21 protein-coding genes are annotated in these 24,216 nt (G+C 71.9%); 11 read left to right on the top strand and 10 right to left on the bottom strand.

Annotation, left to right across the window (positions count from 1 at the left end; all coding sequences use genetic code 11):
- Positions 1-9 precede the first annotated feature (9 nt).
- The 4 genes from C1703_RS12350 to C1703_RS12335 are packed head-to-tail and all read right to left on the bottom strand — an operon-like array spanning position 10 to position 3,170.
- Positions 10-429, bottom strand: a complete 420-nt coding sequence (locus tag C1703_RS12350; protein WP_114252290.1) for a transcriptional repressor — start codon at positions 427-429, stop codon at positions 10-12.
- A gap of 58 nt (positions 430-487) precedes the next feature.
- On the bottom strand, positions 488-1,390 hold the full coding sequence (locus tag C1703_RS12345; RefSeq protein ID WP_114252288.1) for a metal ABC transporter permease: 903 nt from the start codon (positions 1,388-1,390) through the stop codon (positions 488-490).
- Positions 1,390-2,157, bottom strand: coding sequence for a metal ABC transporter ATP-binding protein (locus C1703_RS12340; RefSeq protein WP_114257389.1), 768 nt, complete (start codon positions 2,155-2,157; stop codon positions 1,390-1,392). The genes C1703_RS12345 and C1703_RS12340 overlap by 1 nt, the downstream gene beginning before the upstream one ends.
- 20 nt (positions 2,158-2,177) lie before the next feature.
- Positions 2,178-3,170 (bottom strand): zinc ABC transporter substrate-binding protein, encoded by a 993-nt coding sequence (locus C1703_RS12335; RefSeq protein ID WP_198678146.1) that lies wholly within the window; start codon positions 3,168-3,170, stop codon positions 2,178-2,180.
- 171 nt (positions 3,171-3,341) lie between these two features.
- Here C1703_RS12335 and C1703_RS12330 point away from each other — a divergent pair, with 171 nt between their 5' ends.
- The 8 genes from C1703_RS12330 to C1703_RS12295 all read left to right on the top strand — a co-directional run bounded on the left by C1703_RS12330 (position 3,342) and on the right by C1703_RS12295 (position 10,485).
- Positions 3,342-4,724 (top strand): glycine--tRNA ligase, encoded by a 1,383-nt coding sequence (locus C1703_RS12330; RefSeq protein WP_114252284.1) that lies wholly within the window; start codon positions 3,342-3,344, stop codon positions 4,722-4,724.
- A gap of 146 nt (positions 4,725-4,870) precedes the next feature.
- Positions 4,871-5,599: a DUF2625 family protein gene (locus C1703_RS12325; RefSeq protein ID WP_114252282.1), complete on the top strand. Its 729-nt coding sequence runs from the start codon at positions 4,871-4,873 to the stop codon at positions 5,597-5,599.
- A gap of 41 nt (positions 5,600-5,640) precedes the next feature.
- On the top strand, positions 5,641-6,087 hold the full coding sequence (locus C1703_RS12320; protein ID WP_232840464.1) for an SUKH-3 domain-containing protein: 447 nt from the start codon (positions 5,641-5,643) through the stop codon (positions 6,085-6,087).
- A gap of 91 nt (positions 6,088-6,178) precedes the next feature.
- Positions 6,179-6,793, top strand: coding sequence for a LysE family translocator (locus tag C1703_RS12315; RefSeq protein ID WP_114252278.1), 615 nt, complete (start codon positions 6,179-6,181; stop codon positions 6,791-6,793).
- A gap of 119 nt (positions 6,794-6,912) precedes the next feature.
- Positions 6,913-7,917 carry an aldo/keto reductase gene (locus C1703_RS12310; RefSeq protein ID WP_114252276.1) on the top strand — a complete coding sequence of 335 codons (1,005 nt, stop codon included), beginning with the start codon at positions 6,913-6,915 and terminating at the stop codon, positions 7,915-7,917.
- A 25-nt stretch (positions 7,918-7,942) separates the two neighbouring features.
- A complete protein-coding gene (locus tag C1703_RS12305; protein ID WP_114257388.1) occupies positions 7,943-8,542 on the top strand; it encodes a TetR family transcriptional regulator in 600 nt (199 codons plus the stop codon).
- 209 nt (positions 8,543-8,751) lie between these two features.
- Complete coding sequence (locus C1703_RS12300; protein WP_114252274.1) at positions 8,752-9,474, top strand: alpha/beta hydrolase; 723 nt, start codon at positions 8,752-8,754, stop codon at positions 9,472-9,474.
- Positions 9,475-9,618: 144 nt separating this feature from the next.
- Entirely contained in the window at positions 9,619-10,485 is an 867-nt protein-coding gene (locus C1703_RS12295) for a GNAT family N-acetyltransferase (RefSeq protein ID WP_114252272.1), read from the top strand.
- Positions 10,486-10,522: 37 nt separating this feature from the next.
- Here C1703_RS12295 and C1703_RS12290 read toward each other — a convergent pair whose 3' ends face one another.
- Complete coding sequence (locus C1703_RS12290) at positions 10,523-10,732, bottom strand: hypothetical protein (protein ID WP_114252269.1); 210 nt, start codon at positions 10,730-10,732, stop codon at positions 10,523-10,525.
- Positions 10,733-10,850: 118 nt separating this feature from the next.
- A complete protein-coding gene (locus C1703_RS12285) occupies positions 10,851-12,302 on the bottom strand; it encodes an MFS transporter (protein ID WP_114252267.1) in 1,452 nt (483 codons plus the stop codon).
- 78 nt (positions 12,303-12,380) lie between these two features.
- On the opposite strand from C1703_RS12285, the gene dusB reads away from it, so the two are divergent.
- Positions 12,381-13,514, top strand: coding sequence for a tRNA dihydrouridine synthase DusB (dusB, locus tag C1703_RS12280; protein ID WP_114252265.1), 1,134 nt, complete (start codon positions 12,381-12,383; stop codon positions 13,512-13,514).
- Here dusB and C1703_RS12275 read toward each other — a convergent pair whose 3' ends face one another.
- From C1703_RS12275 to C1703_RS12265, 4 genes are all read right to left on the bottom strand, one after another.
- Positions 13,515-15,098 (bottom strand): sulfatase-like hydrolase/transferase, encoded by a 1,584-nt coding sequence (locus C1703_RS12275; RefSeq protein WP_114257387.1) that lies wholly within the window; start codon positions 15,096-15,098, stop codon positions 13,515-13,517.
- A 906-nt stretch (positions 15,099-16,004) separates the two neighbouring features.
- Positions 16,005-17,942 carry a glycogen debranching N-terminal domain-containing protein gene (locus C1703_RS12270; protein WP_114252264.1) on the bottom strand — a complete coding sequence of 646 codons (1,938 nt, stop codon included), beginning with the start codon at positions 17,940-17,942 and terminating at the stop codon, positions 16,005-16,007.
- Positions 17,939-18,451, bottom strand: coding sequence for a hypothetical protein (locus C1703_RS39645; protein ID WP_232840463.1), 513 nt, complete (start codon positions 18,449-18,451; stop codon positions 17,939-17,941). Before C1703_RS39645 ends, C1703_RS12270 begins: the two co-directional genes overlap by 4 nt.
- Complete coding sequence (locus C1703_RS12265) at positions 18,385-19,671, bottom strand: hypothetical protein (RefSeq protein ID WP_232840462.1); 1,287 nt, start codon at positions 19,669-19,671, stop codon at positions 18,385-18,387. The genes C1703_RS39645 and C1703_RS12265 overlap by 67 nt, the downstream gene beginning before the upstream one ends.
- A 121-nt stretch (positions 19,672-19,792) precedes the next feature.
- On the opposite strand from C1703_RS12265, the gene C1703_RS12260 reads away from it, so the two are divergent.
- Both C1703_RS12260 and ppdK read left to right on the top strand, forming a co-directional pair.
- The gene (locus tag C1703_RS12260; RefSeq protein ID WP_114252262.1) at positions 19,793-20,995 is read left to right on the top strand and encodes an ROK family protein; all 1,203 of its coding nucleotides are present in this window, start codon (positions 19,793-19,795) and stop codon (positions 20,993-20,995) included.
- 472 nt (positions 20,996-21,467) lie between these two features.
- On the top strand, positions 21,468-24,161 hold the full coding sequence (gene ppdK, locus C1703_RS12255; protein WP_114252260.1) for a pyruvate, phosphate dikinase: 2,694 nt from the start codon (positions 21,468-21,470) through the stop codon (positions 24,159-24,161).
- Positions 24,162-24,216: the final 55 nt, after the last annotated feature.

Raw genomic sequence — 24,216 nt, 5'->3', positions numbered from 1 at the left:
AGGACCGGCTCAACCGCCGACGGCAGCCGCGCACTCCGCGCACGTGCCGAAGATCTCCACCGTGTGGGCCACGTTGACGTAGCCGTGCTCGGCGGCGATGGCCTCGGCCCACTTCTCCACGGCCGGGCCCTCCACCTCGACGGCCTTGCCGCAGTTGCGGCACACGAGGTGGTGGTGATGGTCGTCGGTGGAGCAGCGGCGGTAGACGGACTCGCCGTCGGCGGTGCGCAGGACGTCGACCTCGCCGGCGTCGGCGAGGGACTGCAGGGTGCGGTAGACCGTGGTGAGCCCGACCGAGTCGCCCTTGTGCTTGAGCATGTCGTGCAGTTCCTGCGCGCTGCGGAACTCGTCGACCTCCTGCAGGGCCGCCGCCACGGCGGCACGCTGCTTGGTGGCGCGGCCCTTCACGGACGGTCCAGCGGTCGTCACCGTTGCCTCCTCACGTCTGCCTTGCCCGGGCCATTGTGCCAGCCCGGGGTGGGGGCGGTCAGACGCCGACCTCGTCGGTCGCCTCCCGGCTGCCCGGAATGGCACACTCCGCCGGGTCCGCGGTGGCGTCCGCGGCGGTCCGGGCCCGGGCGCGGCGGCGGGCCAGCGGGGCCGCGAGCGCCGTCAGCACGATGAACGCGCCGATGGTCAGCAGCACGATCGTCGCGCCGGGCGGCACGTCCTGGTAGTACGAGGTGACCGTGCCGCCGATCGTCACGCTCACGCCGATGGCGACGGCGATCGCGAAGGTCGCGGCGAAGCTGCGGCCGATCTGCTGGGCGGCCGCGACGGGCACCACCATCAGCGCGCTGACCAGCAGCAGGCCGACCACGCGCATCGCCACCGTGACCGTGACGGCCGCGGTGATCGCCGTCAGCAGGTTCAGGGCGCGCACCGGCAGGCCCGTCACCCGCGCGAACTCCTCGTCCTGGCTGACCGCGAAGAGCTGCCGGCGCAGGCCCAGGGTCACCAGGACGACGAAGGCGGCCAGGACGGAGATCGCCGTGACGTCCGACTCGGAGACCGTCGACAGCGAGCCGAACAGGTACGACGTCAGGTTGGCGTTGGAGCCCGTCGGCGCGAGGTTGATGAACATCACACCGCCGGCCATGCCGCCGTAGAAGAGCATCGCGAGGGCGATGTCGCCGCGGGTCTTGCCGTACCAGCGGATCAGCTCCATGAGGACCGCGCCGAGGACGGAGACGAGGGTCGCCATCCACACCGGGGACCAGGTCAGCAGGAAGCCGAGGCCGACGCCGGTCATCGCCACGTGGCCGATGCCGTCGCCCATCAGGGCCTGGCGGCGCTGCACGAGGTAGATGCCGACGGCCGGGGCGGTGATGCCGACCAGGACGGCGGCGAGCAGGGCCCGCTGCATGAAGGCGTAGTCGAGGAAGTCCATCAGCTCAGCAGTCCCGTGCGGATCGGTTCGGTGCCCGCCGGCGCGTGCGGGTGTACGTGGTCGTGGCCGGGCAGGGCGTGCTGTCCGACGGCCTTCGGGGGCGGCCCGTCGTGGACGACGCAGCCGTCGCGCAGGACGACGGCCCGGTCGATGAGGGGCTCCAGGGGGCCCAGTTCGTGCAGCACGAGCAGGACCGTCGTGCCCTGGGAGACCTGCTCCCGGAGGGTGTGCGCGAGCACCTCCTGGCTGGCGAGGTCGACGCCCGCCATCGGCTCGTCCATGATCAGCAGCTCGGGCTCGGAGACCAGCGCGCGGGCGATCAGGACGCGCTGGTGCTGACCGCCGGAGAGGGCGTCGACCGGGTCCTTGGCCCGGTCCGCCATGCCGACCAGCTCCAGGGCCTTGCGCACGGCCGCGTGGTCCGCCTTGCGCAGCATGCCGAAGCGGGCCCGGGACAGGCGGCCGGAGAGCACCACCTCGGTCACCGTGGCGGGCACGCCGGACGCGGCCGTGGTGCGCTGCGGGACGTAGCCCACGCGGTGCCAGTCGCGGAACCGCCGGCGGTCCGTGCCGAACAGCTCGATCTCGCCGGCGCCGGTCTGCACCTGGCCGATGACGCTGCGCACGGCCGTCGACTTGCCGGAGCCGTTCGCGCCGAGCAGCGCGACGACCTCACCGCGGCGCACGGTGAGGTCGATGCCGCGCAGGACGGGGCGCGAGCCCAGGTCGGCGCGGACGCCGCGCAGGGATACGACGGGCTCGTTCATGCCGTCCTCCGATGGGTCGATCACTTGGCTCCCAGGGCCTTCTGCAGGGCCTTGAGGTTGGCTTCCATGACCTGGAAGTAGTCGTCGCCGCGGGACTTGTCGGTGATGCCCTCCAGCGGATCGAGGACGTCCGTCTTCAGGTTCGCGTCGCGGGCGAGGGTCTTGGCGGTCTTGTCGGAGACCAGTGTCTCGTAGAAGACGGTGGTGACGCCGTCGGCCTTGGCCTCCTGCTGGAGCTCCCTGACCCGGGCGCCGCTGGGCTCGCTCTCGGGGTCGAGGCCGGAGATGGCCTCCTGGGTGAGGCCGTAGCGCTCGGCGAGGTAGCCGAAGGCGGCGTGGTTGGTGAAGAAGACCTTGGTCTTGGTGTTCTTCAGGCCGTTCTCGAACTCGCCGTTGAGGCTGTTCAGCTTCTTGACCAGGGCCTCGGTGTTCTTCTTGTAGTCGGCCGCGTGGTCCGGGTCGGCCTTCTCGAAGGCCTTGCCGACGCCCTGGGCGACCTCGGCGTACTTCACCGGGTCCAGCCAGACGTGCGGGTCGCGGGCGTGCTCCTCCTCCTCGGAGTGGCCTTCCTCGGAGTGGCTCTCTTCGGCGTGGCCTTCCTCGGCGTGGCCCTCCTCGCCCTCGTGGCTGTGGCCGCCGGTGCCGTGGTCCTCGAGGGTGGTGAGCGTGGCCGCGTCGATCTTCGTCTTGATGCCGGTCTGCTGCACGGCCTCGTCGACGGCGGGCTGGAGGCCCTTGAGGAAGAGCGCCGCGTCGGCCTCTTCCAGCTGTGCCCGCTGCTTGGTGCTGATCTCCAGGTCGTGCGGTTCCTGGCCGGGCTCGGTCAGGCTGGTGACGTTCGCGTGGTCCCCGCCGATCTGCTCGGCGAGGAACGCCATCGGATAGAACGACGCGACGACGTCGAACTTGTCCGTGTTGCCCGAGGCCGCGCTGTCGCTGGAGCAGGCGGTGAGGGCGCCCAGGCCGAGAGCGGAGGCCAGGGCGGCGGGTATGAGGCGTCGTCGTACGTTCATGACACTCATTTTCAACAAGTATGGAAACCGTTGTCAACAAACGTCCTGACCGGGGCCTTGAGGCCGCCGGAGGGGGAGCGATTTGATTGAGGGGGCGCCCCCGCCGGTAACCTGAGGCATTCGCTGGAAGCATCTCGCTTCGTCGCCCGTCGTCGTAATGAAGAGAGCACCGTGGCCGCCGACAAGATCGACACCATCGTCAGCCTGAGCAAGCGCCGTGGCTTCGTATTCCCCTGTAGTGAGATCTACGGCGGCCAGCGCGCCGCTTGGGACTACGGCCCGCTGGGTGTCGAGCTCAAGGAGAACCTCAAGCGCCAGTGGTGGCGCTACATGGTGACGTCGCGCGAGGACGTCGTGGGCATCGACTCGTCCGTGATCCTGGCCCCCGAGGTCTGGGTCGCCTCCGGCCACGTCGCCACCTTCACGGACCCGCTGACCGAGTGCACCTCCTGCCACAAGCGGTTCCGCGCGGACCACCTGGAGGAGGCCTACGAGGCCAAGCACAACCGCCTGCCGGAGAACGGCCTGGCCGACGTCAACTGCCCCAACTGCGGCAACAAGGGCCAGTTCACCGAGCCCAAGCAGTTCTCGGGCCTGCTGTCCACCCACCTCGGCCCCACGCAGGACTCCGGCTCCATCGCCTACCTGCGCCCCGAGACCGCGCAGGGCATCTTCACCAACTTCTCCCAGGTGCAGACCACCTCGCGCCGCAAGCCGCCGTTCGGCATCGCCCAGATGGGCAAGTCCTTCCGCAACGAGATCACGCCCGGCAACTTCATCTTCCGCACCCGCGAGTTCGAGCAGATGGAGATGGAGTTCTTCGTCAAGCCGGGCGAGGACGAGAAGTGGCAGGAGTACTGGATGGAGCAGCGCTGGAACTGGTACACCGGCCTCGGCCTGCGCGAGGAGAACATGCGGTGGTACGAGCACCCGAAGGAGAAGCTCTCCCACTACTCCAAGCGCACCGCCGACATCGAGTACCGCTTCCAGTTCGGCGGCAGTGAGTGGGGCGAGCTGGAGGGCGTCGCCAACCGCACCGACTACGACCTTGGCGCCCACGCCAAGGCCTCCGGCCAGGACCTCACCTACTTCGACCAGGAGGCCGGCGAGCGCTGGACGCCGTACGTCATCGAGCCCGCGGCCGGTGTCGGCCGCGCGATGCTGGCGTTCCTGCTGGACGCCTACGTCGAGGACGAGGCGCCCAACGCCAAGGGCAAGATGGAGAAGCGCACGGTGCTGCGCCTCGACCACCGCCTCGCCCCGGTGAAGGTCGCGGTCCTGCCGCTGTCCCGCAACCCGGAGCTGTCGCCGAAGGCCAAGGGGCTCGCCCAGGCGCTGCGCCAGCACTGGAACATCGAGTTCGACGACGCCGGCGCCATCGGCCGCCGCTACCGCCGCCAGGACGAGATCGGCACGCCGTTCTGCGTGACGGTCGACTTCGACACGCTCGAGGACAACGCCGTCACCGTCCGCGAGCGCGACTCCATGAAGCAGGAGCGCGTCTCCCTCGACCAGATCGAGGGCTACCTGGCGGCCCGGCTGATCGGCTGCTGACGGCTCTCACGACTGCTTCGGTGCCGGGTTCCTCCAGGGGAGGGGCCCGGCACCGCCGCGTTCACGGCTCGCGGTCCACGAGCGGCCGCATGGTCCGAGGCGCACCCGGTGGACCGGGCTGCCGGGGTCGGTGGGACGATGCGGAGATGCGCGAGGCCGAGGAGCTGATCAACGTCGATGATCCGGCCTGGCCGCTCCTCCTTCAGGAGCTGTCCGGCACCGGCGTTCCGGTCGAGGTGCTGCCCGGCGATCCCGGGACGGGCCGCGCGACCGTGCTGCAACTGCAGGTCTCCGCCCGGTCTCATCTGGGCGGCATCGTGCTGAACTGCGGCGGCCTGCTCGTGGACGACGGGTGGCTGCGGATCTTCGGGAGTCCGCGGAGTGCCCGGCTCGAAGGCCCGCCCGGCCTGGCCGAGGTCAACGCGATGCCCCCGGCGTTCGACCCCGAGTGGCGGCCGGGTGCGGGCCTCGTGGTCGCGCACGACGTGCTGGGCGGGGTCTTCGCCCTGAACGGGAGCAATCCCGGTGAGGCCGGTCGGCCCGGCGATCCGGGGGAGGTCGTCTATTTCGCCCCCGACGCCCTCGGCTGGGAGGCCCTGGGGGCGGGCCACTCGGCCTGGCTGTCCTGGATCCTCGCCGGTGGGCTCCGGGATTTCTACGAGGGCCTGCGGTGGGACGGCTGGCGCCGTGAAGTCTCCGTACTGAACGGCCGGCAGGGGCTGTCGTTCTTCCCACCGCTGTGGTCGGCCGAGGCCCGCCGGGATCTGTCGGCCACCGGTCGTCGCGCGGTGCCGATGGCGGAACTCCTTGGCCTGAACCGCGATCGGTGTCTGGGGTTCGACGGCGCGGACCCGGGGTTCCTCGGAGTCGTATGAACCGGCCGACCAGACCTTCTTGCCGTCAGCCGGAGCCGGAAGTGATCGCTTGGCTGGCCTCGAACGGCTGGGCCCCCGATCGTGATCTCGGGGAACGCGCGGCGGAGCTCGTCGAGGTACGGGTGCGGGACGCCGGGCGGCAGGGCGTCGCCTTGGCTCCGTCCCCCGCGGCCACCCGAGTCGTCCGCGCCTACGGCCTGCTGCGCCTCGCGCATCCGAAGGCCGCGGAGACCTGGCTGACGAAGCCCACGCTCGGCCACGCAGGCGACGCGGCTCTGATCGAAGAGTTGGCGACCGGGCTCGGAGTAGGCCTGTTTCCCGTCGGATACGAGGAATCCGAGCGCGGCATCCTCCTGGTGGACGAAACCGGCCGGTGGTTCCATCTCCACCACACCGGTGGGTATTTCCTGGGGGTGGACGAGCACGACGCGTTCTCCCGGTTCCTCAGGGGCGTCGACGCTCCGGACGCGGAGGACTGGTTCGTCTGAGCAGTGCCCGGGGCCGCCTCGACGAGTGGTCCTCCAACGCGCCCTTCGATTGGTCCTGTAACCCGGAGCGGGGCGGCGCCAGGGTGGGGGCATGAGCATCGCGTTCCTGCTGACGACCCTGGTCGTCGTCGCCACGCCGGGCACCGGCGTCGTCTACACCCTCGCCGCCGCGCTGTCCCGCGGCCGCCGCGCGAGTGTCGTCGCGGCCGTCGGCTGCACGCTCGGGATCGTCCCGCACCTGCTGGCCACGGTCACCGGCGTCGCCGCGCTGCTGCACGCCAGCGCGACCGCCTTCCAGGTGCTGAAATACGCCGGCGTCGCCTACCTGCTGTACATGGCCTGGGCCACGTTGCGCGACAAGGACGCCCTCGCGGTCGAGGAGGGCGAGCCCGCGCCGCTGTCCGCGCGGCGGGTGATCGTGCGGGGTGTGCTGATCAACATCCTCAACCCGAAGCTGACGATGTTCTTCTTCGCGTTCCTGCCGCAGTTCGTGAGCCCCGGCGAACCGCACGCGCTGGTGCGGATGGCCGGGCTCGGCGGGGTGTTCATGCTGGTCACCTTCCTGGTGTTCGCCGCGTACGGGCTGCTGGCCGCGTCGGTGCGCAGCCAGGTCCTGGGCCGGCCCCGGGTGATGGCGTGGCTGCGCCGGGGGTTCGCCGGGTCGTTCGTGGCGCTGGGCGCGAAGCTGGCGGTCACCGCGCGGTAGCCGACACGTAGCGAATGACGAGTACGGAGTGACAGGTATCGGGTGACGGATATCGTCGAATGACAGGTATCGAATAACAGATATTGAAATCTGTCAGCTGTCATGTGACAGTGGAGGGCATGACGATGCCAACCCGAACCCTCGGAACCACCGGCCCCCAGGTCTCCGCCCTCGGTCTCGGCTGCATGGGCATGTCCGCCCTGTACGGCGAGGCGGACCGGGCCGAATCCATCGCGACCCTCCACGCCGCGCTCGAAGCGGGCGTCACCCTGCTCGACACCGGCGACTTCTACGGCATGGGCCACAACGAACTGCTGATCGGCGAGGCCCTGCGCACCGCCCCCGCCGCCCGGCGCGAACAGGCCCTGGTCAGCGTCAAGTTCGGCGCCCTGCGCGACCCGGACGGCGGCTGGTCCGGCTACGACGGCCGGCCCGCGGCCGTCAAGAACTTCGCCGCCTACTCCCTCCAGCGGCTCGGCGTCGACCACATCGACGTCTACCGCATCGCCCGCCTCGACCCCGACGTGCCGATCGAGGAGACGGTCGGCGCCATCGCGGAACTGGTCGACAAGGGCCACGTCCGGCACATCGGCCTCAGCGAGGTCGGCGCCGGGACCGTCCGCCGCGCCGCCGCCACAGCAGCGATCTCCGACCTCCAGATCGAGTACTCCCTCCTCTCGCGCGGCATCGAGGACGAGATCCTGCCGACCACGCGTGAGCTGGGCATCGGCATCACGGCGTACGGAGTCCTCTCCCGCGGCCTGATCTCGGGGCACTTCACCGCCGACCGGCAGCTCGCCCCGGGCGACTTCCGGGCGATGTCCCCGCGCTTCCAGGGCGACAACCTCCGGCACAACCTGAACCTCGTCGAGGCGCTGCGGAAGATCGCCGAGCAGAAGGGCGTCACCGTCGCGCAGATCGCCATCGCCTGGGTGCTCAGCCGCGGTGCGGACATCGTGCCGCTGGTCGGCGCCCGCCGCCGCGACCGGCTCACCGAGGCCCTGGGCGCCCTGGACGTCACGCTGGACGCCGCCGACCTGGCCGCCGTCGAGGAGGCCGTACCGGCCGGTGCCGCCGCCGGCGCCCGCTACCCGGCGGCGCAGCTGGCGCACGTCGAGCGCTGAACCGGGCTCCGGGTACGGTCTGGGCATGGCACCGACCAGCGAGATCCTCACCGCCGAGCGCATCCTCGAAGCCACCGAGGAGGTGCTGCGCCGCCACGGCCCGGCCAAGGCCACCGTGGTCGACGTGGCCCGCGCGCTCGGCGTCAGCCACGGCAGTGTCTACCGCCACTTCCGGACGAAGGCGGCGCTGCGCGAGGCGGTCACCAAGCGCTGGCTGGACCGCACGTCCGGCGAACTGTCCGGGATCGCCGCCGCGGACCGCGACCCGGAGACCCGGCTGCGGGACTGGCTCGCCGCGCTGTTCGCCGCGAAGCGCCGCAAGGCCGGCGACGATCCGGAGCTGTTCGCCACGTACTCGGTCCTCACGGGCGAGAACGGCACGGCGGTGAGCGAGCACATCGCCGACCTCACCGCCCAGCTGGCCCGGGTGATCCGGGCCGGTGCCGAGAGCGGTTCCTTCACCGCGGCGGACCCGGAGGCCACGGCCCGCGCGGTCTTCCAGGCGACGGCCCGCTTCCACGACCCGGGCTACGCGCAGGAGTGGCGCGAACCAGGCGTCGAGGCCGACTTCGAGGCGGTCGTCGACCTGCTGGTGCGGGGACTGCGGGCCCGGACCGGGTCCTGAAGGGTGCGGCGGCAGCCGGCAACGGGGCCCCGGGGAAAACCCGTTGGCGCATCACGACGTCCCCCACTAATCTCCCGGCAGGCCGTGCGAGAGAACCAGGAGGTGATACCCGTGAACGCAGTATCGACATGGGTGCTCCCCTCCGGGGTCACGGTCGGGCGATAGGTCGTCCGGGAGCGCCGTTCAGCGCACTCCCGAAGGGCACGACCATGCGATTCACTTCCGAACAGCGCCTCGACGACGGCGTCCTCGAGCGCGAGTTCACCCTCGGCGAGATCCCCGGCACCCTGTGGACGCCCGGCTCCGCGCCGGCCCCGCTGGTGCTGATGGCCCACAACAACGGCCTGCCCAAGGCGGAACCCCGGCTGGTGGCCCGGGCCCGCTACACCGCGGCGCGCGGCTACGCGGTGGCCGGCATCGACGCCGCCGGGTGCGGTGACCGTCCCCGATCCGCCGCCGAGGAGCAGGCCCGAGCCGACCTCCGGCGGGCGAGGCGCGCCGGGGAACCGGTCGACGAGATGCTGGAGTCACTCGTCGGCCCGATGGTCGAGAACGCGGTCCCGGAATGGCGGACCACTCTCGACGCCCTCCTCGAACTGCCCGGGATCGGCGGCCCGGTCGGGTACTCCGGCGGGTGGGCCGCCCTCGGCATCCGGCTGGCGGTGGCCGAGCCGCGCATCGCGGCCGCGGTCTTCTTCGCCGGCGGGTACGTGCCCCGTGCCCAGCGTGAGGAGGCCCGGCAGATCACCGTTCCGCTGCTGTTCCTGCTGCAGTGGGACGACGAGGGGAACCCCCGGCAACGGGCCCTGGACCTGTTCGGCTCCTTCGGCAGCACGGAGAAGACACTGCACGCCAATGCGGGAGGGCACACCGGCACCCCGTGGTTCGAGCTGGCGGACGCGTGCCGCTTCCTGGACCGGCACCTGAAGTGAGACCGGGCCGTCCGGCGGGCGGCTGACGGCGGACGGCGCCGGCCGCGCCGCCGCTCAGCGGCCCACCGGGTGCGCCCGGGACGGCAGGGGCAGAGGATGGGAAGCGAGGGGCGGGTCGCCGCGCGGGACGCGCGAAACAAGGAGATGGCGATCGTGGAGCTCACACTGCGCCCGGGTACCGCCGACGATGCCGCGGAGTGCGGCCGGATCTGCTACGAGGCCTTCGCCGGCATCGCGAAGGAGCACGCGTTCCCACCCGACTTCCCGAGCCCCGAGGTGGGGGTCGCGCTGATCGAGGGCGCCCTGACCCACCCTGGGTTCTACAGTGTCGTCGCCGAGCTCGACGGGCGGATCGTGGGCAGCAACTTCCTCGACGAACGCTCGCCCGTCGTCGGGGTCGGGCCCATCACCGTCGACCCCACCGCGCAGAACGCGGGAGTGGGCCGCCGCCTCATGCGGGACGTCATGGACCGGGCCACCGAACGCGGGGCGCCCAGCATCCGGCTCCTGCAGAGCGGCTACCACAACAGGTCGTTCTCCCTGTACGTGAGCCTGGGCTTCGTCCACCGGGCCACACTGGCCTGCGTACAGGGACCACCGCTTGAGGAAGCGATGCCCGGGTACACCGTGCGGGAGGCCACGGACGCGGACCTCGGCGCCTGCAACGACGTGTGCCGGCAGGTCCACGGCGTCGACCGCGGCGGCGAGGTCGCCGACGCGCTCAAACAGGGCACCGCCCGGGTCGTGGAGCGCGCCGGACGCGTCACCGGCTACGCCACCGACCTCGCCTTCTTCGCGCACGCCGTGGGCGAGACCACCCCGGACCTCCAGGCCCTGATCGCATCCGCCCCGCAGTTCCGCGGCCCGGGCATCCTCGTACCCACCGGCGACAGCGCACTGCTCCGGTGGTGCCTGTCCCACGGCCTCAAGGTCGTCCAGCTGATGAGCCTGATGACCATCGGCCTGTACAACGAGCCCGACGGGGCCTACCTGCCCTCGATCCTCTACTAGGTCCTGCCAGGGCCCCTGCCAGGTCCTGCCGGGGGCATCACGCCGCGGACGTCGGGTCCACTGTCGCCTGGTGGGCCTCCGCCAGGTGCTCCTCCGCCTTCAGCCAGGGCAGGAACTGCGCGCCTCTGCGCCAGCCGCACGTGTCGCACCTGATCGTGCGCTGCACGCCCGTGCGCCGCACCCGCACCACGTGCTCCCGGCCGTGCTGGTCCCAGCGGCTCACCTTGCTCGTGTCGCTCTGCGCCATGACGCCTCCCGCGTCCAGGAATCCGGCCGATCCGGTCTGCTCGCAGCAAGGAGTGTGCGGCACGACCGACATCGACAGGGCTTCCCCGGGAGCCGGTTGTCAGGCTGTGAGGAGGCACTCAGGAGCGGTCCGCGGTCACCACCGCGTCCCGCACCTCCGCCGACTCCAGCGCCGCGGCGGCCCGCTCGGCGGTCCCCCGGGCCCAGCGCCCGCTCGACACCGCCCCCAGCGCCAGCACCGCGAACCCGCAGACCGCCAGGATCCACCAGCCGGGCCGCGCCGCCGACACGAACGCCTCCCGGTACGAGGACGCGCCCACGCCCGACGCGAGCACCGCCCCCACCACCGCGACCCCCAGCGTCTGCCCGAGCTGCCGGCTCGTCGAGGCCACCGCCGCCGCCACGCCCGCCTGGGCCCGCGGCATGCCGGAGACCGCCGTGTTGGTGATGGGCGCGTTGACGAAGCCAAAGCCGATACCGAACAGGACGTAGCCGAGGAAGAGCGTGACGTTCGACGTCTCGGCCTCGAACGCGGCGAAGAGCACGCCGCTCGCCGTCATCGCCAGGCCCGCGACGAGCAGGGACAGCCGGGGTCCGCGCGAGCCGACCAGGCGGCCGGACAGCGGCGCGCACAGGAACGTCGGCACGGCCATGGGCAGCATCCACAGCCCCGCCTCCAGGGCGGTCAGCCCCCGCACGTTCTGCAGGTACAGCGTCGACAGGAACAGGAAGCCGCCGAGCGCCGCGAACGCGCTGACGGCGATGACCGTCGCCCCGCTGAACGGCGCCGAGCGGAAGAAGCGGAGGTCGATCAAGGGTTCCGCGCGGCGCGGTTCGTACCAGAGCAGGGCGGCGAGGGCCGCCAGGGCCAGGACCACCAGCGGGGCCAGGGACGCGAAGGCCGTGCTCGGCGCCTCGATGATCGCGTACGTCAGCGAACCGAACAGCGCGATCACCAGCACCTGCCCGACGGGGTCGGGCCGGCGGGCCCTGGGCGCACGGGACTCGGGGACGAGGCGCAGGGTGAGCAGCAGGGCCGCCAGCCCCACCGGCAGGTTGATCCAGAAGATCGAGCGCCAGCCGACCGACTCGACGAGCAGGCCGCCGACCAGCGGCCCGGCGGCCATGGAGATGCCGACCACCGCGCCCCAGGCGCCGATCGCCCGGGCCCGCTCCCGGGGGTCCGTGAACGTGTTGGTGATGATCGACATGGCGACCGGGTTGAGCATCGAGCCGCCCACCGCCTGCACCATCCGGAACGCGACCAGGGCCTGAAGGTTCGGCGCGAGCGAGCACAGCACCGAGCCGAGGGTGAAGACGACCAGGCCCGCCATGAAGACGCGCTTGCGTCCGATCCGGTCGGCCGTGGAGCCCGCGAGCATCAGCAGCGAGGCCAGGACCAGTGTGTACGCGTCGATCGTCCACTGCAGGCCCGACGTACTGGCGTGCAGGTCCTGTTGCATCGACGGCAGGGCCACGTTCAGGACCGTGTTGTCCAGGCTCACGATCAGCAGGCTCATGCAGCAGATCGCGAGCACCAGCATGCGGCGGCGGTGACTGAGCTCGGGCATGGGTTCCATCGTACGCGGAATTCGATAGTGTGGCTAACTAATGAATTTTGCCTTTTCATTGCACGGCACAATGGAGGCATGTCCACGCCCCTCCAGATCGGCCCGCACACCGTCCGGCCGCCCGTCGTCCTGGCCCCCATGGCCGGGATCACCAACGCGCCCTTCCGCACCCTGTGCAGGGAGTTCAGCGGCGGCAAGGGCCTGTTCGTCAGCGAGATGATCACCACCAGGGCCCTGGTCGAGCGCAACGAGAAGACCATGCAGCTCATCCACTTCGACGCGAGTGAGCGGCCCCGGTCGATCCAGCTCTACGGCGTGGACCCGGTCACCGTCGGCAAGGCCGTCCGCATGATCGCGGAGGAGGACCTCGCCGACCACATCGACCTGAACTTCGGCTGCCCGGTCCCGAAGGTGACCCGCAAGGGCGGCGGCTCCGCCCTGCCGTACAAGCGGAACCTGCTCCGTGCCATCCTGCGCGAAGCCGTCAGCGGCGCCGGTGACCTGCCCGTCACGATGAAGATGCGCAAGGGTATCGACGACGACCACATCACCTACCTCGACGCCGGCCGCATCGCCGTCGAGGAGGGCGTCACCGCCATCGCCCTGCACGGCCGCACCGCCGCCCAGCACTACGGCGGCACCGCCGACTGGGACGCCATCGCCCGGCTCAAGGAGCACGTCCCGGAGATCCCGGTCCTCGGCAACGGCGACATCTGGTCGGCCGAGGACGCCCTGCGGATGGTGCGCGAGACCGGCTGCGACGGTGTCGTGGTCGGGCGCGGCTGCCTGGGGCGGCCGTGGCTGTTCGCCGACCTCGTCGCCGCCTTCGAGGGCCGCACCGAGGACATCGCCCGCCCCACCCTGCGCGAGGTCGCCGACGTCATGGTCCGGCACGCCACGCTGCTCGGTGAGTGGATCGGCGACGAGTCCCGGGGCGTGATCGACTTCCGCAAGCACGTCGCCTGGTACCTCAAGGGCTTCGCGGTCGGCTCCGAGATGCGCAAGCGCCTCGCGATCACCTCCTCCCTGGAGGAACTGCGCTCCGGCCTGGACGAGCTGGACCTCGACCAGCCCTGGCCCGCCGGCGCCGACGGACCCCGCGGCCGCACCTCCGGCAACAACCGGGTGGTGCTGCCGGACGGCTGGCTGAAGGACCCCTACGACTGCGCCGGCGTCGGCGAGGACGCCGAACTGGACACCTCCGGCGGCTGATCAGCCCTCGGACGGGTGGGGTGTGGAGCCGTACGCCTTCAGGAAGCGGTCGCGGAAGGAGTCCATCTTCCACACGGGCGCGTCGCGGTCCGGCTTGAGGCCCTCCGTCCAGTTCCAGTCGCTGATCTTCTCCAGGACCTTCGGGTCCTTGGCGACGAGGGACACCGGCACGTCCCGGGAGGCGCGGATGCCGCTGACCCGGGCCATGGGCTGGTGGTCGCCGAGGAAGACCAGGACGGTGTCGTCGGTGCCGTAGCGCTGGAGCCACTGGGTGAGGCTGGTCACCGAGTACTGGATGGATCTGCCGTACTCCCGCTGGGACTTGGCGGTGTCGGTGATGATGTCCGCCGCCTTGTTGCCGGCCTGCTGGATCGGGCCGAAGACCCTGCCGTCGCCGAGTTCGTCCCAGCCGACCATCTTCGGGAGGGGCGCCCAGGGCTGGTGGCTGGAGGTCAGGATGACGAACGACATCAGCGGCTTGTCCCGCTTCTTGCCGTGCACCTGGCGCTGGAACGCCTCCAGCGCGTACTGGTCGGGCATGGTCGACCAGCTGAACTTCGGGCCCCGGTAGCCCAGGTCCCGGGAGTCGTAGAGCTTGTCGAGGCCGTACCACTTCTCCTCCGGCCAGCCCTTCTGCACGCCGGGCATCACGCCCACCGTGTCCCACGCGCCGGTCTTCTTGAACGCCTTGGTGAGGGTGAGGTGGTCGCCCGCGGTGACCGTGCGGTAGCGCCGCTGGTTGTCGATCCACAGGCCGGACATGGTGGTGGAGTGGCCGAGCCAGCTGCTGCCGCCGAAGGTCGCCGAGGTCAGCCAGCCGCTGCGGGCGTGGAAGCCGGCCTTCGCGAGCGCCTCGGTGCTCGCGTCGAGGGTCCGGTCGACGCCGGGGGCGATGGCCGGGTCCTCGACGGCGCTGCGGCCGTAGCTCTCGATGAACGTGAAGATCACGTCCTTGCCCCGCAGGTCGGGCAGGAGCTGCTCGGGCGGGGTGTCGCCGAAGGTGTCCGCCTTCGCCTGCCGCACGAACGCCGCCTCGTCCCGCAGTGACTCCACCGTCCGCTGCGCGTGCACCCGGAGGGCCCCGGCGCCGCGTTCGGAGGCGATCGGCCCGCCGAAGAGCGTGAGACCCAGCGCCGAGCAGGTGATCCAGACCGTGCCGGCGATCAGGGCGCCCTTGGTCGCCCGGGCCCGGTGGCGGGCCAGCACGCCGGCCAGCCGGATCGCCGCCGCGACCATGACGGCCGCCACGAGCAGGACGAGCACCACCGCGCCGACGGCGGCGGCGGTCGCGACGCCCCCGCCCAGCGTGTCCCCGACGTATGCCTGCGCGTCGGGCAGCAGGTCCCAGTCGAGCGCGGCGTTGAAGCCCCGGCCGAGGTACTCGTTGAACCCCATGTCGAGCAGGTTCACGGCGGTCAGCGCGGTGAGGCCGAGTCCGTACAGCACGGCCGCCGCCAGCCGGGGCCGGCGCGGCAGCCCCAGCACGACGACGGCGCCGATGACCGCCTCCGCCGGGATCCGCGCGAAGCTGACCGGTTCGAGGGCCGGGAGCGTGTTGGGCAGCAGCAGGGCGCCGAGGACCAGGACGGCGGCGAGGGCGGTGGTGGTGAGGTGGAGGGCGCGGGCGGCGCGGGGGCGGCGGGTGCGCCAGGAGCGGAGATGCCGTAGGCGGGATGCGGGGCCGGTGGGCTCTGCCTCCTGCGGGCTGGTCTCCGTCTCTTCCGGGCGGGCCTTTGCCTCTTCCGGGCGGGTCTCCGCCTGCTTCGGGCTGGTCTCCGTCTCTTCCGGGCGGGCCTTTGCCTCTTCCGGGCGGGTCTCCGCCTGCTTCGGGCTGGTCTCCGTCTCTTCCGGGCGGGCCTTTGCCTCTTCCGGGCGGGTCTCCGCCTGCTTCGGGCTGGTCTCCGTCTCTTCCGGGCGGGCCTTTGCCTCTTCCGGGCGGGTCTCCGCCTGCTTCGGGCTGGTCTCCGTCTCTTCCGGGCGGGCCTTTGCCTCTTCCGGGCTGGTCTCCGCCTGCTTCGGGCTGGTCTCCGTCTCTTCCGGGCGGGCCTCTGCCTCTTCCGGGCGGGTCTCCGCCTGCTCCGGGCGGGTCTCCGCCTGCTCCGGGCGGGCCTTTGCCTCTTCCGGGCGGGTCTCCGCCTGCTCCGCGCGGGTCTCCGCCTCTTCCGGGCGAGTCTCCGTCTCCTCCGCGCGGGTCTCCGTCTCCTCCGCGCGGACCTCCGCCTGCTCCGCGCGGGCCTCCGTCTCCTCCGCGTCGGCCTCCGACCCCTCCGGCCGCTCGGGACCGGGCTCCGGGGTGCCCGGCTGTGATGACTGGCGGAGGCGTGTGAAGACAGGCACCCGGAGGTCCTTCCCGTACGAAACCCGGCGAGGTGGCGGACCCGCGTGGGGGAACGGGTCCGCCTCCGTTCCGTACGGCCCGCCCACCAGGTGTGTTCAGCCCGGCGGGCCAGCGCTCGGCAAACACCCGGCAAACGGCGGGCCAACCGGCCCTCAGATGCCGCCGACCGCCGTGAGCAGGGCCAGCGGGGCCGACGCCGAGCGGGACTCCCGCACACACGCGTGCGGGTACGGCACCGGCTCCGGGTGGGTGTCGCGGCCGTAGCCCGCGAGGACCTCCGGCAGCCGGTGGCCGGTCGCGGCCGCCGCGTCGACCAGGCCGTGGGCGATCGCGCGGGCCTCGTCGTGCAGCCCGTACCGGGCCAGGCCCAGCGCGATCAGCGCGTTGTCGTGCGGCCAGACCGAACCGCGGTGGTAGGAGAGCGGGTGGAACGCCGGCTGCCCGGCCGCCAGGGTGCGCACGCCCCAGCCGGAGAAGAAGTCCGGTTCCAGCAGGCGCCGGCCGACGAGTTCGCCGTACTCCTTGTCCAGCAGCCCCGACCACAGCAGGTGCCCGGCGTCGGAGGCGAGCGCGTCGACCTGGTCGCCCCGGCCGTCCAGCGCGAGCGCCGGGAAGGAGTGCTCCGGCATCCAGAAGTCCCGCTGGAAACGGTCGCGCAGGTCGCCGGCCGCCTGCTCCAGCAGGTCCGCGTACGTCCCGTCCTGCCACACCGTGCGCGCGAGCCACGCCGTGCGGCGCAGCGCGTCGTAGGCGTAGCCCTGGGCGCCCGCGGCCGTCACCGGCCCGTTCGGGCGGGTCCCCTCGGCGGAGCAGATGGCGCCGGGGGAGTCCTTCCAGTTCTGGTTGGCGAGGCCGCCCTGGTCGGCGCGGTAGACCAGGTAGCCGCGCGAGGTGAGACCGCCGTGGTCCAGCATCCAGCCCACCGCGGCACGGGCGTGCGGCTCCAGGCGGCGCGCCAGGGCGGTGTCGCCGGTCTGCTCGGTGTACGCCCCGAGCAGGACGAGGAAGAGGGGCGTGGCGTCGACCGAGCCGTAGTAGCGGCCGTAGGGGACCTGGCCGAAGTGGGCCAGTTCGCCGTGCCGCACCTCGTGCACGATCTTGCCGGGCTGGGCGATCTCGTCGGCGCCGGCCTGCGTGGCCTGGGTCGCGGCCAGCGCGGGCAGGGTGGCGGCGGCCAGCCGCGGCCGGTAGGGCAGGGCGAACAAGGAGGTCAGCAGGGCGTCCCGGCCCAGCAGGGTGAGGAACCAGGGGGCGCCGGCGGCCGGGACGCGCAGTTCCTCGCCGTCCGGACCGGTCGCCGGGACCTGGAGCGCGGCGAGGTCGGCGAGGCCCCGGGTGCAGGCCGCGGCCAGCTCGGGCCAGCCGCTCGGGAAGGCCACACCCGCCATGAACTCGCCCTCGCGCGCCCGCAGTTGCTCCTGGAGGGCGGCGGGGGAGCGGGGCACGCGCAGGGCGCGTTTGTCGCCGTGCGGGCGGGCGATGACGCGCAGGACCAGCTCGGCGGTGCCGTGCGGCGCGAGGTCCAGGGTCCACACCAGGCGGCGGGCGCCCGTGCCGGTCTCCTCCACGGCGTCCGGCTGGGGCTCGGCCGTCACGGTCGTGACGGACCGCCACTCGCCGCGCCGGTAGGTGAACTCCACGCCGTGGCCGAGCACCTGGCGGGTGCGGACGGCGCCGGCCTTCGCGTACGTGCGGTGGTCGGAGCGCAGCTCGAACTGGTCGGTGAAGTCGGCGTCGGCGGTGACCGCGAGGCGGACCGTCGTCGGCACCGGGCGGTTGCTGGTGACGCGCAGCGACTCCACGAACGAGGCGTCGCCCACGGCCTGTTCGCGGAAGAGCGTGTAGGCGGGCGGCTCGTCGCGGCCGCCGCGCGGGACGAGGACGCAGGCCGCGGTGTCCCCGTCGGCCACCGGCGTCAGCGTCTCCGGCACGGCGCCGTCCACGGTGAGCTGCCAGCGGCTCAGGTGCCGCGCGTCCCGTACGAACATGCCGTCCGGGGCGCTGCCGCCCCGGTAGCCGCTGATGTCGCCTCGGTCGCCGACCGCGGCGAACGTCCCGCCGTGCACGAGCAGATGATGCCGGTCCGTCATCCCAGGTCCCCTCCCTTGATCGCCGTGACGCCGTTCCTGTCCCCTGCGGGCCGGTCGTGCAGCAGGTCGAGCGTGAGCGCGGCGGTCCAGCCGAAGCCGGTGGCGCCGCAGGCCTGTGCCGTGTACGGGTCGACGTACTCCGCGAAGTCGGAGGCGCCGGCGGTGTGCAGCATCCCCTTGCGCAGGGCGTCGGCCCGGCCGCGCTCGCCGTGCAGCCGCAGCCCGCGCTCCAGCAGCCAGTTGGTGTTGAACCAGGCCGGGCCGCGCCAGTAGCGGTGCGGGTCGAAGGCCTCGCCCAGCAGGTCGTAGCTGGGGACCAGGCGGGTCGCGCCGCCGAGCCCGAAGTGCGGCCCGCACATCGTGCGGACCAGGGTCGCCGCGAGGTCGCGCGGCAGGGTCGGCAGCAGCAGCGGGACGAGCCCGGAGACCCCGCGCTCGGGGATCAGCTCCCCGGCGCGCACGTCCCGGCACAGGAACATCCCCGCGGCCGGGTCCCACAGCCGCTCCACCAGGGCCGCCGTGAGGCGCTCGGCCCGCGCCTGCCGGGCCTGGGCTCCGCCGCGCCCAGTTCGTGGGCGATCCGGGCGAGGGCGTACTCGGAGGCGATGAGCAGGGCGTTGAACGCCGGGTCCTCCACGGCGAATCCGCCCGCCCGGCTTCCGACGGAGCCGCCGGGCCCGCTGTCGGTGAATCCGCCTGCCCCGCTTCCGGCGGAGCCGCTGGGCCTGCTGTCGGTGAATCCGCCTGCCCCGCTTCCGGCGGAGCCGCTGGGCCTGCTGTCGGCGGAGCCGCTGGGCCTGCTGTCGGTGAATCCGCCTGCCCCGCTTCCGGCGGAGCCGCTGGGCCCGCTGTCGGCGGAGCCGCCGGGCCTGCTGTCGGTGAATCCGCCTGCCCGCCTCCCGGCGGAGCCGCCCGCCCGGCTTCCGGCGGAGCCGCCCGCCCCGCTCTCGGCGGTGGCTTCCCGGTAGGGCTCGTCGGCGTAGCCGCCGTCCCGGTAGTCCGCCGCCAGCCGCACGTACCGCCCGTAGTCCAGATCCGTCGGCCGGTCCTCGGGCGCGCCGTGGTCGAGGTCGGCGCGGCGGAACGAGCGGGCCGGGGCGGGAGTGACCCGGGACAGCGGGCGGTCCCAGCAGGGGCTGTTGTCCATACCCTGTTCCCACGGGTGGACCACGGAGACCAGCCCGCCCCCGCCCAGGTCACGCCGGCGCAGCAGGTAGCGGTGCCAGGCGGCCAGCCGGGGGTAGGCCCGGGCGAGGAAGCCACGCGCCCGGGACAGGCCCGGGTCGGCGAGGTGCACCAGCCAGGCGGCCAGGGCGTGCACCGGTGGCTGCACGATCCCGGAGGTCTGTACGGTGCGCGGGGCGCCCGCCGCGCTCCCCGCGGTGGAGGAGCGCCAGAAGTCGGGGCTCGGGAAGTACGCGTCGAGGGGCACGGAGGGGTTGAAGACGATGTGCGGGATGCGCCCGTCCGCCCACTGGGCGGCGAACAGCGTCTCCAGCTCCGTCTGCGCCCGTAACGGCGACAGGTGCCTCAGGCCGATCGCGATGAATGCCGAGTCCCACGACCACTGGTGCGGATACAGGCTCCGGGAGGGCACGGTGGACTTGCCCGTCCAGTTGGCCTCCAGTACCTGCGCGGCCCTGACCTGCAGGGGAGGCGGCGCGGCGGCCGGATCGTATGCGATCTCGCGCCCCGCGGGGCGCGTGGTGAGCTGGGCGATGCGATCCACTCGGGGCTCTCCCAAAGACGTACTCCTGACCAGGATCTGGCAGGGCTACCGTAGGGTTACGTCTATTTAACACGCAAAACCCAATATGTAATGCATGGTTGGGAAACACAAGGGGGTGCGCATGACGGGACGCGTTCAGGCAAGCGCCGGCGATCTGCTCGAACTGGTGCGCAGTCGCCGGGCGACGACCCGGGGTGCGCTCCAGCAGGCGACCGGGCTCTCCCGGGCCACCGTCGGGCAGCGGCTCGACCGGCTCTTCCGCGCGGGCTGGCTGCGCGAGGGCGCCGGCGGGCCGGTGGACTCCCCGCTGGGCGGACGCCCCTCCATCACGCTGGAGTTCGACGACGAGCACGCGGTGGTCCTGGCCGCCGACCTCGACACCCGGCACGCCCGGGCGGCCGTGCTGTCGCTGAGCGGCGAGATCCTCGCCGAGCACTCCGGCACCCTCGTCGTCGAGGACGGGCCGGACGTGGTGCTCGGCGACCTCGGCCGCTGGTTCGCCGAACTGCTTCAGAAGACCGGGCACAGCGCCGGGACGGTGTGCGGGATCGGGCTCGCGGTGCCCGGCCCGGTCGACACCGAGACCGGCCGCGTCGTCCAGCCGCCGATCATGCCCGGCTGGGACGGCTACGACATAAGGGGCCGGCTGGCCCGGGCACTCACCGAGCACACGGGCGCCGAGACGGTGCCCGTGCTCGTGGACAACGACGCCAACCTCATGGCGTACGGCGAACAGCGCACCGGCTACCCCGACTGCTCCGCCTTCGTGCTGGTCAAGGTCTCCACCGGCATCGGCGCGGGGGTCGTGGTCGGCGGCTCGGTGTTCCGGGGCATCGACGGCGGCGCCGGGGACATCGGACACATCCGGGTGCCGGAGGGCGCCCAGGCGCTGTGCCGGTGCGGCTCCTACGGCTGTCTGGCCGCCGTCGCGAGCGGCGGCGCGGTGGCGCGGCGGCTGGCGGAGGCCGGGGTGCCGGCGGCGTCCGGCTCGGACGTCCGGGACCTGCTGGCGTCCGGGCACCCCGAGGCGGTCGGGCTCGCCCGGGAGGCCGGGCGCCGGGTCGGGGACGTGCTGGCGACGGTCGTGACCCTGCTGAACCCGGGCGTGCTGATGATCGCCGGAGATCTGGCCGGAACTCCCTTCCTCACGGGCGTGCGCGAACTGCTGTACCAGCGGGCGCTGCCCCGCTCCACGGCCCACCTCGACGTCGTCACCTCGCGGCTCGGCGAGCGGGCCGGGCTGGTGGGGGCCGGTGCGATGGTCGTGGAGCACCTCTACGCGCCGGAGCGGGTCGAGGAGCGGCTGCGGGCGCTCGGGGTGTGACAGGTGGTGTGACGGGCGGATTTCGGTCCCGAGACGCGTCCGCATGGTGAAATCCGGTCGGCTGTGGCAGCGTGATTCTCGCCACCCTTGATAAGGGTTGCGCTCAGATGAGCGGATCTTGAGCGGCTGCACTTCTCCAAAGGGTGGCACTGAGTGCCACCCTTTGATCGTTCATCGAGCGAAATCAAATGTGCGGAAACCTCGCTCATATGAGCACTCAACCAGGGTCAGGGAGGTTCTTGCGTTCAAGAAGTGAAAACATGCGGCTGTGATCGCTTGCCGAGCCTTGACTTTCGATCCGCTGGCGGACGAGTGGTTACAGGCGCATGACGCGCGAGTGGACGTACCCAGACGCCTTTGATCTGGGTATGTTCCTCGCCGTCAGGGCAGCCACCGCGTCCTCGAGGAGTCGAGACCCGTGTCGGAAAACAAAGATCTCCCGGTAGCCGAGCAGGCGGCGAGCGTTGAGGGCGTGAAGTTCGTTTACGACTTCACCGAGGGCAACAAGGACCTCAAGGACCTCCTCGGCGGCAAGGGCGCGAACCTCGCCGAGATGACCAACCTCGGCCTCCCGGTCCCGCCCGGCTTCACGATCACCACCGAGGCCTGCAAGGTCTACCTGGACAGCGGCGAGGAGCCGGCGGCACTGCGTGACGAGGTGAGTGCGCACCTCGACGCGCTGGAGCGGCGCATGGGCAAGAAGCTCGGCCAGCCCGACAACCCGCTGCTGGTGTCGGTGCGTTCGGGCGCCAAGTTCTCCATGCCCGGCATGATGGACACCGTCCTCAACATCGGCCTCTCCGACAAGTCCGTGCAGGGCCTCGCCAAGCAGGCTGGTGACGACCGGTTCGCGTGGGACTCCTACCGCCGCCTCATCCAGATGTTCGGCAAGACCGTCCTGGGTGTCGACGGCGAGCTGTTCGAGGACGCGCTGGAGGCCGCGAAGGCGGCCAAGAAGGTCACGGTCGACACCGAGCTGGAGGCCGCCGACCTCAAGAAGCTCGTCACGAAGTTCAAGAAGATCGTCAAGGCCGAGGCCGGGCGGGACTTCCCGCAGGACCCGCGCGAGCAGATGGACCTCGCCATCAAGGCCGTCTTCGACTCCTGGAACGGCGACCGCGCCAAGCTCTACCGCCGCCAGGAGCGCATCCCGCACGACCTGGGCACGGCCGTCAACGTCTGCTCCATGGTCTTCGGCAACCTCGGCCCCGACTCCGGCACCGGCGTCGCCTTCACCCGCGACCCCGCCTCCGGCCACCAGGGCGTCTACGGCGACTACCTGCAGAACGCCCAGGGCGAGGACGTCGTCGCGGGCATCCGCAACACCGTGCCGCTCGCCGAGCTGGAGCAGATCGACAAGAAGTCGTACGACCAGCTCATGCAGATCATGGAGACCCTGGAGAACCACTACAAGGATCTCTGCGACATCGAGTTCACCATCGAGCGCGGCGTGCTGTGGATGCTCCAGACCCGCGTCGGCAAGCGCACCGCGGGCGCCGCCTTCCGCATCGCGACCCAGCTCGTGGACCAGGGCCTGATCGACGAGGCCGAGGCGCTCACCCGCGTCAACGGCGCCCAGCTCGCGCAGCTGATGTTCCCGCGCTTCGACGAGGACGCGAAGGTCCAGCAGGTCGGCCGCGGCATCGCCGCCTCCCCGGGCGCGGCCGTCGGCAAGGCCGTCTTCGACTCCTACACCGCCGTCAAGTGGTCCCGCTCCGGCGAGAAGGTCATCCTCATCCGCCGCGAGACCAACCCCGACGACCTGGACGGCATGATCGCCGCCGAGGGCATCCTGACCTCGCGCGGCGGCAAGACCTCCCACGCGGCCGTCGTCGCCCGCGGCATGGGCAAGACCTGTGTCTGCGGCGCCGAGGAGCTGGAGGTCGACACCAAGCGCCGCCGGATGACCGTGCCGGGCGGGCACGTCGTCGAGGAGGGCGACGTCGTCTCCATCGACGGCTCCACCGGCAAGGTCTACCTCGGCGAGGTACCGGTCGTGCCGTCACCGGTCGTGGAGTACTTCGAGGGCCGGATGCACCCCGGTGCCGACGACGCCGACGAGCTGGTCGAGGCCGTGCACCGCATGATGGCCTTCGCCGACCGCAAGCGCCGCCTGCGGGTCCGCGCCAACGCCGACAACGCCGAGGACGCGCTGCGCGCCCGCCGCTTCGGCGCCCAGGGCATCGGCCTGTGCCGCACCGAGCACATGTTCCTCGGCGACCGCCGCGAACTGGTCGAGCGGCTGATCCTGGCCGACACCGACGCCGAGCGCGAGGAGTCCCTCAAGCAGCTGCTGCCGCTGCAGAAGCAGGACTTCGTCCAGCTCTTCGAGTCGATGGACGGCCTCCCGGTCACCATCCGCCTCCTCGACCCGCCGCTGCACGAGTTCCTGCCCGACATCACGGAACTCTCGGTCCGCGTCGCCCTCGCCGAGTCCCGCCAGGAGCCGCACGAGAACGAACTGCGCCTCCTCCAGGCGGTGCACCGCCTGCACGAGCAGAACCCGATGCTCGGCCTGCGCGGCGTCCGCCTCGGCCTGGTCATCCCCGGCCTGTTCACCATGCAGGTCCGGGCCATCGCCGAGGCCGCGGCCGAACGCAAGGCCGCCAAGGGCGACCCGCGCGCCGAGATCATGATCCCGCTCGTCGGCACGGTCCAGGAGCTGGAGATCGTCCGCGAGGAGGCCGACAAGGTCATCGCCGAGGTCGAGGAGGCCTCGGGGACGCAGCTGAAGCTGTCCATCGGCACGATGATCGAGCTGCCGCGCGCCGCGCTGACCGCCGGTCAGATCGCCGAGGCGGCCCAGTTCTTCTCCTTCGGCACGAACGACCTCACCCAGACGGTGTGGGGCTTCTCCCGGGACGACGTCGAGGCCTCGTTCTTCACGGCGTACCTGGAGAAGGGCATCTTCGGTGTCTCCCCGTTCGAGACGATCGACAAGGACGGCGTCGGCTCCCTGGTGAAGCTGGCCGCCAAGGCCGGCCGCGAGACCCGCCCCGACCTCAAGCTCGGCGTCTGCGGCGAGCACGGCGGCGACCCCGAGTCGGTCCACTTCTTCCACGAGGTCGGACTCGACTACGTCTCCTGCTCCCCGTTCCGCATCCCGGTCGCCCGCCTGGAGGCGGGCCGGGCGGCGGTCACGTCCCAGGGCAGCGACCACCGCTAGCCCTGCGGCTCTCTTGGGCCGGTAGAGCTACGGCCCACCCGGGCCGGCCAGAACC

The organism is Streptomyces sp. Go-475 (assembly GCF_003330845.1).
Classification (GTDB): Bacteria; Actinomycetota; Actinomycetes; order Streptomycetales; family Streptomycetaceae; genus Streptomyces.
This window is presented reverse-complemented; position numbering and strand designations above follow the sequence as displayed.

Coding starts and splice junctions, on each gene's coding strand:
- C1703_RS12345 (WP_114252288.1), bottom strand. CDS start 1,390: ATGGACTTCCTCGACTACGCCTTCATGCAGCGGGCCCTGCTCGCCGCC.
- C1703_RS12340 (WP_114257389.1), bottom strand. CDS start 2,157: ATGAACGAGCCCGTCGTATCCCTGCGCGGCGTCCGCGCCGACCTGGGC.
- C1703_RS12335 (WP_198678146.1), bottom strand. CDS start 3,170: ATGAACGTACGACGACGCCTCATACCCGCCGCCCTGGCCTCCGCTCTC.
- C1703_RS12325 (WP_114252282.1), top strand. CDS start 4,871: ATGCGCGAGGCCGAGGAGCTGATCAACGTCGATGATCCGGCCTGGCCG.
- C1703_RS12315 (WP_114252278.1), top strand. CDS start 6,179: ATGAGCATCGCGTTCCTGCTGACGACCCTGGTCGTCGTCGCCACGCCG.
- C1703_RS12310 (WP_114252276.1), top strand. CDS start 6,913: ATGACGATGCCAACCCGAACCCTCGGAACCACCGGCCCCCAGGTCTCC.
- C1703_RS12305 (WP_114257388.1), top strand. CDS start 7,943: ATGGCACCGACCAGCGAGATCCTCACCGCCGAGCGCATCCTCGAAGCC.
- C1703_RS12300 (WP_114252274.1), top strand. CDS start 8,752: ATGCGATTCACTTCCGAACAGCGCCTCGACGACGGCGTCCTCGAGCGC.
- C1703_RS12295 (WP_114252272.1), top strand. CDS start 9,619: ATGGCGATCGTGGAGCTCACACTGCGCCCGGGTACCGCCGACGATGCC.
- C1703_RS12290 (WP_114252269.1), bottom strand. CDS start 10,732: ATGGCGCAGAGCGACACGAGCAAGGTGAGCCGCTGGGACCAGCACGGC.
- C1703_RS12285 (WP_114252267.1), bottom strand. CDS start 12,302: ATGCCCGAGCTCAGTCACCGCCGCCGCATGCTGGTGCTCGCGATCTGC.
- dusB (WP_114252265.1), top strand. CDS start 12,381: ATGTCCACGCCCCTCCAGATCGGCCCGCACACCGTCCGGCCGCCCGTC.
- C1703_RS12270 (WP_114252264.1), bottom strand. CDS start 17,942: ATGACGGACCGGCATCATCTGCTCGTGCACGGCGGGACGTTCGCCGCG.
- C1703_RS12260 (WP_114252262.1), top strand. CDS start 19,793: ATGACGGGACGCGTTCAGGCAAGCGCCGGCGATCTGCTCGAACTGGTG.